This window comes from Rhodococcus sp. NPDC004095 (assembly GCF_053604015.1).
In genome coordinates, this window is sequence record NZ_JBSGGS010000010.1 from 119,208 (window position 1) to 130,091 (window position 10,884).

The following is a 10,884-nucleotide window of genomic DNA, read 5'->3' on the forward strand; positions in this document are numbered from 1 at the left end:
CATCGTGTCAGGGCCGGGTGGCGCGCCGGCGACGCTGGTTGCTGCCGCCGCCCTGATCGGCGCCGCCGGAACGCGGCGTCTCGCTGCTGTAGACGGTGGTCGACCGCTGTCCGGCCGCCCCCTGGCCGCGGCCACCGCCGCCGCCGCGACGGCCGCGCGTGCCGGAAGTGTCCGAGCCGCCGCGGTTTCCGGCCGCTGCGCCCTGGCCGCCGCGTCCCCGGCCCTGCGCGCCTCCGCGGCCCTCACCCTGACCGCGACCGGAACCCCGGGTGCCGGCCTCGGTGGTGCCGCGCCGCTGTCCGCCGCCGCGCTGGCCTCCGCTGCGGCGACCGCCGCCCTGACCGGAAGGCTGCGTCGTCGGCTTCGGGGCCGGCACGACGTGCGGCGCGATCTCGCCGACGAGTTCGGTGACGGCGGGGGAGTTGGCGGTCACCTGCTGCGGCGTGACGGTGATCTTGGCCTTGCGCATCAACTGCACGAGATCCTTGCGCTGCTCGGGCAGTACGACGGTGACCACGTCGCCGGCGCTGCCGGCGCGGGCGGTGCGACCCGAACGGTGGAGGTACGCCTTGTGCTCGGCGGGCGGGTCGACGTGCACGACCAGCTCGACGTCATCGACGTGCACACCGCGCGCGGCGACGTCGGTGGCCACGAGCACCCGGGCCTCACCGGACGAGAATGCAGCCAGGTTCCGGTCGCGGGCGTTCTGGGACAGGTTGCCGTGCAGATCCACCGACGGGATACCGGCCTCGGTGAGCTGCTTGGCGAGCTTGCGGGCCTGATGCTTGGTGCGCATGAACAGGATTCGGCGACCGGTACCGGACGCGAGCTTGTGCACGAGATCCTTCTTGTCTGCGGCACCGGAGACGTCGAAGACGTGATGGGTCATCGCGGCGACGGGGGAGTTGGCCTCGTCGACGGAGTGCAGCACCTGGTTGTGCAGGAACTTCTTGACCAGGATGTCGACGCCGTTGTCGAGGGTGGCCGAGAACAGCAGGCGCTGACCGGAATCCGGCGTGGACTTGAGGATCCGGGTCACGCCCGGCAGGAAGCCGAGATCTGCCATGTGGTCGGCCTCGTCGAGCACGGTGATCGAGACGGTGTCGAGGAACACCAGTCGCTGCTTCATCAGGTCCTCGAGGCGTCCCGGGCAGGCGACGACGATGTCGACGCCGGACTCGAGCGCCTTGACCTGACGGTGCTGGGAGACGCCACCGAAGATCGTGGTGACCTTCAGGCCGGCGGCGTCGACGAGTGGCTGCAGGGTGGCGGTGATCTGCGTGGCCAGTTCGCGGGTCGGCGCGAGGATCAGCCCGCGCGGCTGGTTCGGGCGACGCCTGCCGGCGAGATCGCCGGACAGTCGCGCGACCATCGGGATCGAGAACGCGAGGGTCTTGCCGCTGCCGGTCTTGCCGCGGCCGAGCACGTCGCGGCCGGTGAGGGTGTCGGGGAGGGTGTCGACCTGGATGGGGAAGGGGGCGGTGATCCCGTTGGCGGCGAGCGCCGTCACGAGGGGAGCGGGCACGCCGAGTTCGGCGAAGGACGCGGTCATGGGTTGTCGAGTGCCTTTCGGGCATCGGGTTGCACCGCGCAGCACGAAAGAACCCGAAGATCCACGCGCAAGAGCAGCACAAGTGTGGCGAGATTGCCGGTGGGCAAAATCGATCGCCGTAAGAAGAGTTCGTGCTGGGCACGTGAAAACCGTTCCACGACGGCTGGCGCCGTGAAGCTCGCGCCGAGTGGGACCAGCATAGCCGACCGCCCAGGTACGCCGCCGTTGCCCGGGTCACACCGGGTGGGAGGCCGGCGCCCACCCCGGTGCCCGACGGTCACCGGGGTGGGCGCGACTGGTGCAGCCCGGCTTGCAGGCGTGGTCGGTGACGGTCGCCGACGAGCCGGTTACAGCCCCACCCACTCGGTGACGCCATCGGCGAAGTGCTGCCGCTTCCAGATCGGCACCTCGGACTTGATCCGCTCGACGAGCAGGGCGCAGGCGGCGAAGGCCTCGGCGCGGTGCGGGGCCGCCACGGCGGCGACCAGCGCGAGGTCCCCGACTGTCAGTGGTCCGACGCGGTGGACGGCGGCGACCGGAAGGCCGGACTCCGCGGACACCTGCTCGCAGCAGCGGCGCAGGAACTTCTCGGCGTCGGGGTGCGCCGAGTACTCGAGCGCGGAAACCGACTGCCCGCCATCGTGGTTGCGCACGACACCGGTGAACAGGACCACCGCGCCGTGTTCGGGCCCGGCGACCGCGGCGTCCACCGCGGCGGGGTCGATCGGTTCGGCCGAGACGGCCGCCAGCAGGTCACGCATCATGCATCCCTCCACCGGACACCTGCGCCAGCAGGTGATCGAGAATCGGCTCCAGCACGGCGATTCCGTCCCGCACCCCGCCCGGCGAACCGGGGAGGTTCACCACCACGGTCCGGCCGGACAGCCCGACCAGGCCACGGCTCAGCGAGGCGTGCACGGTCTTCTCGGTTCCCTTGCGGCGCATGGCCTCCGCAACCCCGGGCAGTTCGCGGTCGAGGACGGCAGCGGTCGCCTCCGGGGTGCGGTCGGTGGGGGAGGCACCGGTGCCGCCGGTGCTCACAACCAGGGCCGGGCCGCCGGTGAGGGCCTCGGCGAATCCCGCGGCGATGTCGGCGTCCGCGTACACCAGCGGTCCGCGAACCGAGAAGCCCAGACTGTCCAGCCAGGACACCAGCACCGGTCCGGTGGTGTCCTCCCGGGTGCCGGCGGCGCCGCCGGTGGACGCGACCAGGACAACCGCGGACCGCGCTCCGGGGGAGGCGGCCTCCGGTTCCGAGACCTCGGCAACCCGGTCGCGCACCCAGTTGCCGCGCTTGCCGCCGGACTTGGTCAGCAGCCGCACCCCGTTCAGCACCGCCGCGGGGTCGACGGCCTTGACCATGTCGTGCAGCGTCAACCCGGCCACCGCGACCGCGGTCAGCGCCTCCATCTCGACCCCGGTCTGCCCGGTGGTCTTGGCCCGCGCCTCGATGGTGATGGTGGTGTCGGTGAATCCGAACTCGACCTTCACCGACGACAGCGAGATCTGGTGGCAGAGGGGGATCAGTTCGGAGGTCCGCTTCGCCCCGGCGATCCCGGCGATGCGGGCAGTGGCCAGCACGTCGGCCTTGGGCATGTCGTCGGCCCGCACCAGCGCGATCACCTGGGCGGTGGTCTGCAATTCGCCCGCGGCGACCGCGATCCGGGTGGTCACCGCCTTTCCGCCGACGTCGACCATCCGGGCCCGGCCCTCACCGTCGAGGTGAGTGAGGTCTCCGCTCACAGCTCCCACACCCGCACGTCGTCTCCCGCCTGCATCGTCGTCACGTCCTCCGGAATGTCGAGAAGTACATCGGCCCTGGCCAGAGCCGCGACCAGGTGTGAGCCCGGCCCCGACTCCAGTGTCACGCCGTCGGGAACCCGGCGGCCGCGCAGGAACTGCCGTTTGCCCGGAGGCGATTTCACCGGGCCGGTGAGCTTGGCGTGGTCCGCGGGCAGAGGTGCGAGCCCGGCCGCACGGCGCAGTTCCGCCCGGGCGAACACCTCGAACGAGACCAGGGTGCTGACCGGGTTGCCGGGGAAGCTCAGCACCGGGACGCCGTCCACCTCGGTCAGCCCCTGCGGGCCGCCCGGCTGCATCGCCACGTGCCCGAACCAGCCGCCGAGCGGGGTGAGCACCTCGCGCACCACCTCGAAGTCGCCCATCGACACACCGCCCGACGTCAGCACGACGTCCGCGAGTTCGACTGCCCGGCCGAGGATCTCCCGGAACTGGTCCGGACTGTCGGTGCTGCGGTCCACGTACGTCGCGTCGCCGCCGTTCGCGACCACGCTCGCGGCCAGGGCGATCGAGTTCGAGTCGTGGATCTGACCCGCTCCCAGCGGGGTTCCCGCGGGCACAAGCTCGGCACCCGTCGCGATCACCGCGAACCGCGGACGCCTGCGCACCGGTACCTCCGCCAGGCCGACGGCGGCGAGCATGGCCAGGTGCCGGGCGGTCAGTTCCACACCGGCGGAGAGCAACAGGTCGCCGGTGCGGACGTCGCTGCCGCGGTCGCGGACGAACTCACCGGCACGCCGGGGCACCAGGATGCAGACCCGGTCGCCGTCGGCGTCGGTGTCCTCGACCGGGACCACGCAGTCGGCGCCGTCGGGGAGCGGGGCTCCGGTCATGATCTTCACCGCGGAACCGGGCGTGAGCCGGTCCACCCCCGGATCGCCGGCCGCGACCGTCGCCGCGATCGGCAGCGTGACGGGGGTCTCCCGGACCGACTGCGCGGCGACCGCGAAGCCGTCCATCTGCGAGTTCCGGAACAGTGGCAGGTCGATCGGCGCGTGGAGATCGGCGCCGAGCACCCGCCCGAGCGCGTCGCGCACCGGAACGTGTTCGGTGGCGGATGTCAGGGCGCGGTCGAGCAGCAGTCGCACCCGGTGTGCGTGCTCGTCCACGGATCTGCTGGTCATGGCCCTCCCTGCGGCTCGGCGACCAATCCTAAGCATGCCCGCACCGGGTGCATTGTGGCGACCAGTGGTCATACTGGTGACGTGACAGAGGTGACGACCCGATGACTGCGACCGCCAGGCCGGTTGAGATCGGGTTGCCGCGCGTGCGAACCGGGTCGGACAGCACGGACCGACCGGACATTCCGGAACTGGTGGACCGGTTCGGCCGCGTCGCCCGCGACCTGCGCGTGTCCATCACCGAGAAGTGCTCGTTGCGCTGCACGTACTGCATGCCTGCGGAGGGGCTGCCGGTGATCCCGCAGAGCCGGTTGCTCTCGGCCGACCAGATCGTGCGTCTCGTCCGGATCGCGGTCCGCGATCTGGGGGTGCGGGAGGTGCGGTTCACCGGCGGCGAGCCGCTGATGCGCCGCGACCTCGAGGACATCATCGGCGGCTGCGCCCGCGCCGTGCCGGGCACGCCGCTGTCGATGACCACCAACGGTGTCGGCCTGGAGCATCGGGCGGCGGCGCTCGCCGACGCCGGGCTGACCCGGGTCAACATCTCCCTCGACACCGTCGACCGTGCCCACTTCGCGGAACTGACCCGGCGTGACCGGTTGCCCTCGGTGCTGGCGGGGATCCGCGCCGCGGGCCGCGCCGGGCTGGCGCCGCTGAAGATCAACGCGGTGCTGATGCCCGAAACGCTCGGCGGTGCAGCAGATCTGCTGCAGTGGTGTCTGGACGAGGGTGCGCATCTGCGGTTCATCGAGGAGATGCCGCTCGATGCCGACCACGCGTGGGCGCGGTCGGCGATGGTGGATGCGCGGCACCTGCTGGACGTGCTCGGCGAGCGGTTCGACCTCACCGAGGCCGGGCGCGAGGACCCGTCCGCGCCGGCGGAGGAATGGCTCGTCGACGGCGGGCCCGCGACGGTCGGGATCATCGCCTCGGTCACCCGCAACTTCTGCGCCGACTGTGACCGCACCCGGCTCACCGCCGAGGGCACCGTGCGGTCGTGTCTGTTCAGCGACACCGAGATCGACCTGCGGGACGCCATGCGGTCCGGGGCGACCGACGAAGAGCTCGCCGGGTTGTGGCGCGGCGCGATGTGGAACAAATGGGCCGGGCACGGCATCAACGCGGCGGGCTTCGAGCCGCCGCAGCGGAGCATGGGGGCGATCGGTGGCTGAGATGACGGTGACGGTGCGGTACTTCGCGGCGGCAGCGGACGCCGCGGGATGTGCGCAGGAGGAGCTTCCGCTCGCCGCCGGCGCGACCCTCGGCCACCTGCGGGCCGCGCTCGTCGACCGGCACGGTGCGGCGATGGAGCGGGTGCTGGGTGTGGCGGCGTTCCTTCAGGGCGACGAGCTGACCCGCGACCTCGGCGCCGCGGCGGGCACCCAGGTGGACGTGCTGCCGCCGTTCGCGGGCGGATAGGGTGCGTCTCCCGCGGACCCGCCCTAATTCTCGGCCAGCCAGCGCTCGAAAGTGATCGTGCCGTAGCGGTTTTCCGGTGTCAGGTTGCGGCCCTCCCGGAGGAAGCGGCCGGGCGCGCCCGGGATCGGCAGCTGCAGTACCACCGCGCGTGAGCCGGTGACCCGCTTCCAGGTCCGCGCGAGCTCCCGCATCGACGCCACCTCGGGTCCGCCGGCCTCGACCCGGTCGGCGGGCGTCTCGGCGAGCGCGGCGTCGGCGAGCGCCCGCCCCACCTCGGCGGGTGCGATCGGCTGGAATCGTGCCCCACGCACCGCGGGCAGCACCCCGAACCGCGCGGTGGTCGCGAACACCGCGCGCAGCAGGGTGTGGAACTGGGTGCACCGCACGATCGTGGTGTCCAGCCCGGACGCCGCGTGGATTCGTTCCTGCTCCGCCAGCGCCTCGTAGTAGGAGAACGACAACCGGTCGACGCCGACGATGGACAGCAGCACCACCCGCCGCACCCCGGCGTCCCGGGCCGCGGCGATCAGCGTGCGGGCGCCGTCGGTGAACACCGGCCGGGTGGCCTTGGTGCGTCCGTCGACGGCGCTGACGAGCACGTCGACCCCGGTCAGCGCCTCGGCCAGGCCCGCACCGGTCATCAGGTCGCCGGGTGTGTGCCGCGCGCCGGCGGGCAGATCGGCAGGCGCGTGGCGGCTGAGCACCCGCACGGCGTGGCCACGGGCGGCGAGCTCCGCGACCGCCGCCGAACCCGCGGTCCCGGTGCCGCCCGCGACCAGCACGGTGCTCATTTCGTCACTTCCACCAGTCGTCGAGCGGGGAGACCGGCACGTTCCGCTTGTGCCGCGTGTTGAGGTACATCGTCTCGAGCTTCTCGGCCACCCGCGGGGTGACGGTGCGGCCCTCGAGGTAGTCGTCGATCTCGCTGTACCGCAGGCCCAGCGCCTCCTCGTCCGGCAGCGCAGGCCGGTCGTCCTCGAGATCGGCCGTGGGCACCTTCCGCCAACTGGTCTCCGGCGCGCCGAGGTGCTGCAGCAGCGCCGCACCCTGACGCTTCGACAGGCCGGTGAGCGGGGTGACGTCGACGCCGCCGTCGCCGTACTTGGTGAAGAAGCCGGTGATCGCCTCGGCGGCGTGGTCGGTGCCGACCACCAGGTGTCCGAGCTCGCCGGCGATCGCGTACTGGACGACCATCCGTTCGCGGGCCTTGACGTTGCCGCGCACGTAGTCCCGCAGTTCGCCGATGTGCCCGAGGACCTCGGCGAGGCCTGCGGCGCTCTCGGTGGCCGCTGCGTCGGCACCCGGCTTGATGTTCACGGTGATCGACCGGTCCGGCTGGATGAACTTCAGCGCGATCTGTGCGTCGTGCTCGTCGGCCTGTACCCCGTACGGCAGTCGGACGGCGACGAATTCGGCGTCGTGGCCTTCGGCGCGCAACTCCTCGGCGGCGAGCTGGCACAGCCGGCCGGCCAGGGTGCTGTCCTGGCCGCCGCTGATGCCGAGCACGAAGCCCTTCGCGGGCGTCGATCGCAGGTACGCCTTGAGGAAATCGAGCCGCTCCCGCACCTCGGCGGCGGGGTCGATCGTCGGCTTCGCGCCGAGCTCCTCCAGGATTCGAGCACGCAGTGTGGCCATGCGGTGACTCTAGTAAAGGGGCCGCCGCTGTGCGCAAGTAAGGGCCCGCCCTTGTGCGAAGGCTACTGTTCCCCGGGTGATCGATCTCCCAGTCCTCGTCGTCTCCGCCACCCTCGCCGAGGCCGCCCACGTCCCGTCCCGGTTCGAGGTGCTCGTCACCGGCATCGGGAAGGTGGACGCGGCGATCGCGGTCACCGAGGCGCTCGCTCTGCACTCGGCCGGCGCCCGGCCGACGGTCGTCAACATCGGCACCGCGGGCGCGCTGCACGGACACCACGCCGGACTCTACGTGCCATCCGAGGTCCTCAACCACGACCTCAGCGCCGAGGTGCTGCGGTCGCTGGGCTATCCGGCGCAGGAACGGATTTCGTTGGAGAACGGGGACGGGTCGGTGCTCGCAACCGGGGACGTGTTCGTGTCCGACCCGGTGCTGCGCGACGAGTTGTCGCAGCGCGCCGACCTGGTCGACATGGAGGGCTTCGCGGTCGCGGCCGCCTGCACCCGGATGGGCGCGCCGTGCCGGCTCGTCAAGCACGTCAGCGACCAGGCCGACGAGTCGGCGATGGACTGGCCGGCTCGGGTGGACGCCAGCGCCCGGATCCTCGGCGCCTGGCTCGCCGACCACTACTGAGTCGGCGAGCCGGCGCGGCTACCGGGCGTGCAGGCCGAGTCCGTGGCCGTTGGTGTTCATCAGACGCATCCGGTCCGAGTCGATCGTCACGGTGGTGGTGCCGTCGAGCGCGGTGAGGACGGCCTGCTCGACCTCCATGACCTCCGGGGGACACATCATGCGGGTGGTGCCCAGCGGACCGAACGTCACGGTGTCACCGGCGACCTGCGCGCTGCCCGTCATCGCGTTGCATCCGGTCGACCCGGTGACGGTGCCGTCCTCCGCGATCTGCAGTATCGGCGACGACTCCTCGATCGCCCGCGAGGACGTGATCGCCGTCGGGCTGATCGTCGAGTCGACGACCCACGTGGTGCCGGTCAGCGGCCGGTCCGGCTGCGCGACCTTCTTGTCGAGCAGGGTGACGGCCGACGCGTCGGTACGCAGGTGCAGGGTGTCGCCGTCGACGTCCCACTCCGGGCTCGCGGCGAAGAAGTCCGCCAGCCACGCGTCGGAGGCGCCGCGCTCGCCGACGCAGGCCATCATCGTGGTGGCCAGCGGGCCGGTGGTGATCCGGCCGCCCGAGAAGTCGGCGGTCCCGGTGGCGCGGTTGCAGCCTGCGGTCCCGGCCAGCCGGTCCGGTGCCGCGAACGACACGGTCAGTGGTCCGCCCCCGGGAATCTGGGTGCCCACGACCGTGGTCGAGACGAACGTGCGGCCGAGCAGGTCGGCCTGCGGCGACGCCGGGGACGCGGAACTGGAGTTCGAGCAGGCGGAGAGGGCGGCGGCGGCCAGCGCCACGAGGCCCACGATTCGAAGGGTGCGCATGGCCTGCAGGGTAGTGTCCGAATCCGCCGATTCGGCTCAGGTCGACGTAACCCGGCGCGCCAGGTCCTCCCAGGCGTCGGCGATGCGGTCGATCGACATGCCCAGGTCGCGGATCAGGTGCAGGACCAGCGAGGCTTCGAGCGGCGCGAGCAGGCTGTGCGCCAGCAGCGGCACGTCGCCTGTGGTTCCCGCCTGGCGGAGCAGGGTGGCCACATGCGTCAGGCTCACGTGCCGGGCCGGTCCCCCGAAGCGCAGTTCGGGGGAGGTCTCGACGGCGCGCAACACGTCGCCCTGGACCTCGACCATGGACAGACGGGCCCGGCCGAAGGCGATGAGCCGGTCGAGGGGTTCCGCGCCGGGGCCGAGCGGCGGGGGACCGAACATGAACGCCTGCTGGAGTTCGGTCTCGGTGTGGTCGAGCAGGGCGTGCATCAGCCCGGACCGGCTGCCGAACCGGCGGAACACTGTGCCCTTCCCCACACCGGCCCGGGCGGCGACGGCGTCCATGGTGACGGCGTCGGCACCGCGTTCGGCGACGAGCAATGCGGCCGCGTCCAGCAACAACACCCGGTTGCGGGCGGCGTCGCAGCGCTCGGCCTCGTGCGGCTGCGCCATCGGGACGGGAGTGGATTGCACGTCGCGATGCTACCCCGCCGGGAATACAACCGGACCGTGGTCCGGTTAAGGTTGGCGTACTGGATCGAACCAGCCCACGAACCCAGCCCGACGTATCCCTGTGAAGGATTTGCCCCCATGTCTCAGACCCGTGTTCTCGCCCTCGTCGGCAGCCTCCGCGCCGCGTCCGTCAACCGCCAGCTCGCCGAGACCGCCGTCAAGGGTGCCCCCGAGGGTGCCGAGGTGACGATCTACGAGGGCCTGGGCGACGTGCCGTTCTACAACGAGGACCTCGACGCCGCCGGCGCCCCCGCCGCCGTCGAGGCGCTGCGTGCTGCTGCCGGTGAGGCCGACGCCCTGCTGCTCGTCACCCCGGAGTACAACGGCACAATCCCGGCCGTGCTGAAGAACGCCATCGACTGGATCTCCCGCCCCTACGGCGCCGGTGCCGTCAAGGACAAGCCGGTCGCCGTCATCAGCGCCTCGCCGTCCGGCAACGCCGCGCAGTGGGCCCACGAGGACACCCGCAAGGCCGTCAAGATCGCCGGCGGCTCCGTCCTGGAGGACGCCTCCATCTCCATCGGCGGCACCATCGACAAGTTCGGTGACAAGCACCCCAGCGAGAACGCCGAGGTCGCCGGACAGGTCGCCGCCGTCGTCTCCGGCCTCGTCGCGGCCGCGGGCGAACTCGTCAACGCCTGACACCCGTCGGTCACCCGGGCCCGGGCGGTGCAACACGCACCGCCCGGGCCCGGGTGCATCCGGGGGTCAGTTCTGCAGGCCCGCGACGAACGAGGTGATGTTGTCGCGGACGCGCTGCACCTTCTCGTCGAGCGTCAGGGTCTCGCGGTACCGGTTGCCGGCCGATGGCCGCCGCTTGTTCCGCGCGTACAGCGAGCACGCGAGGTCGGTGCACATGTAGATGCCGATGGTGTTGCCCCGCCGGCCGGACTCGCCTGCCTTCTGCGCGGTCATCAGCGAGACGCCGCCACCGGTGTGCGTGGTCTTGCAGATCGCGCACATCTGGGCCTTGCCGGTTCCGCCGGTTTCGTAGCGGAACGCGACCCCGTCCAGCTCGTCGTCCCGGGGGACCACGATGTAACAGCGCCCCCGCAGGGTCGGGTCGCTCCAGCCGAGAAAATCCAGGTCCTCCCAGGGACGTCCGGCGAGATCCTTCGGAACGGACAGGCGCTTGGCGTCGCCCTTCGAGCAGTTGACGAACGACGCCCGGATGTCGGCCTCGGTGACGGGCAGCATGACGGAAAACGGTTCCTTCGATCGAACGGGTGCAGTCCCCACCGACGCTA

General features: G+C 71.7%; 13 protein-coding genes. 4 read left to right on the forward strand and 9 right to left on the reverse strand.

From position 1 onward, the window contains the following. Window positions 1–7: 7 nt before the first annotated feature. The 4 genes from ACWEPG_RS20005 to ACWEPG_RS20020 all read right to left on the reverse strand — a co-directional run bounded on the left by ACWEPG_RS20005 (window position 8) and on the right by ACWEPG_RS20020 (window position 4,476). On the reverse strand, window positions 8–1,552 hold the full coding sequence (locus ACWEPG_RS20005) for a DEAD/DEAH box helicase (RefSeq protein WP_452595098.1): 1,545 nt from the start codon (window positions 1,550–1,552) through the stop codon (window positions 8–10). A gap of 347 nt (window positions 1,553–1,899) precedes the next feature. Beyond that, complete coding sequence (locus ACWEPG_RS20010) at window positions 1,900–2,313, reverse strand: molybdenum cofactor biosynthesis protein MoaE (protein WP_450112852.1); 414 nt, start codon at window positions 2,311–2,313, stop codon at window positions 1,900–1,902. After that, complete coding sequence (gene moaCB / locus ACWEPG_RS20015; RefSeq protein WP_452595186.1) at window positions 2,306–3,250, reverse strand: bifunctional molybdenum cofactor biosynthesis protein MoaC/MoaB; 945 nt, start codon at window positions 3,248–3,250, stop codon at window positions 2,306–2,308. Before moaCB ends, ACWEPG_RS20010 begins: the two co-directional genes overlap by 8 nt. 41 nt (window positions 3,251–3,291) lie before the next feature. Beyond that, window positions 3,292–4,476 carry a molybdopterin molybdotransferase MoeA gene (locus ACWEPG_RS20020; RefSeq protein WP_452595099.1) on the reverse strand — a complete coding sequence of 395 codons (1,185 nt, stop codon included), beginning with the start codon at window positions 4,474–4,476 and terminating at the stop codon, window positions 3,292–3,294. Between the two features lie 101 nt (window positions 4,477–4,577). Here ACWEPG_RS20020 and moaA point away from each other — a divergent pair, with 101 nt between their 5' ends. Together moaA and ACWEPG_RS20030 are read left to right on the forward strand one after the other, a co-directional pair. Continuing rightward, on the forward strand, window positions 4,578–5,645 hold the full coding sequence (moaA, locus tag ACWEPG_RS20025; protein WP_452595100.1) for a GTP 3',8-cyclase MoaA: 1,068 nt from the start codon (window positions 4,578–4,580) through the stop codon (window positions 5,643–5,645). After that, a complete protein-coding gene (locus ACWEPG_RS20030; RefSeq protein WP_452595101.1) occupies window positions 5,638–5,892 on the forward strand; it encodes a MoaD/ThiS family protein in 255 nt (84 codons plus the stop codon). The genes moaA and ACWEPG_RS20030 overlap by 8 nt, the downstream gene beginning before the upstream one ends. A gap of 23 nt (window positions 5,893–5,915) precedes the next feature. Here the strand turns inward: ACWEPG_RS20030 and ACWEPG_RS20035 are convergent, their stop codons facing one another. Then, the gene (locus ACWEPG_RS20035; protein WP_452595102.1) at window positions 5,916–6,683 is read right to left on the reverse strand and encodes an SDR family oxidoreductase; all 768 of its coding nucleotides are present in this window, start codon (window positions 6,681–6,683) and stop codon (window positions 5,916–5,918) included. Window positions 6,684–6,687: 4 nt separating this feature from the next. Then, window positions 6,688–7,527, reverse strand: coding sequence for an ammonia-dependent NAD(+) synthetase (nadE, locus tag ACWEPG_RS20040; RefSeq protein WP_452595103.1), 840 nt, complete (start codon window positions 7,525–7,527; stop codon window positions 6,688–6,690). Between the two features lie 76 nt (window positions 7,528–7,603). Between nadE and ACWEPG_RS20045 the strand changes: the two genes are divergently transcribed. Beyond that, entirely contained in the window at window positions 7,604–8,158 is a 555-nt protein-coding gene (locus ACWEPG_RS20045; RefSeq protein WP_450112664.1) for a nucleosidase, read from the forward strand. A gap of 18 nt (window positions 8,159–8,176) precedes the next feature. Here the strand turns inward: ACWEPG_RS20045 and ACWEPG_RS20050 are convergent, their stop codons facing one another. Both ACWEPG_RS20050 and ACWEPG_RS20055 read right to left on the reverse strand, forming a co-directional pair. Beyond that, a complete protein-coding gene (locus ACWEPG_RS20050; RefSeq protein ID WP_452595104.1) occupies window positions 8,177–8,962 on the reverse strand; it encodes an META domain-containing protein in 786 nt (261 codons plus the stop codon). 36 nt (window positions 8,963–8,998) lie between these two features. Next, window positions 8,999–9,577 carry a TetR/AcrR family transcriptional regulator gene (locus tag ACWEPG_RS20055; RefSeq protein WP_452595187.1) on the reverse strand — a complete coding sequence of 193 codons (579 nt, stop codon included), beginning with the start codon at window positions 9,575–9,577 and terminating at the stop codon, window positions 8,999–9,001. 138 nt (window positions 9,578–9,715) lie between these two features. On the opposite strand from ACWEPG_RS20055, the gene ACWEPG_RS20060 reads away from it, so the two are divergent. After that, the gene (locus ACWEPG_RS20060) at window positions 9,716–10,279 is read left to right on the forward strand and encodes an NAD(P)H-dependent oxidoreductase (protein WP_450112666.1); all 564 of its coding nucleotides are present in this window, start codon (window positions 9,716–9,718) and stop codon (window positions 10,277–10,279) included. A 66-nt stretch (window positions 10,280–10,345) separates the two neighbouring features. Here ACWEPG_RS20060 and ACWEPG_RS20065 read toward each other — a convergent pair whose 3' ends face one another. Then, entirely contained in the window at window positions 10,346–10,834 is a 489-nt protein-coding gene (locus ACWEPG_RS20065; RefSeq protein WP_450112667.1) for an FBP domain-containing protein, read from the reverse strand. Window positions 10,835–10,884 lie beyond the last annotated feature (50 nt).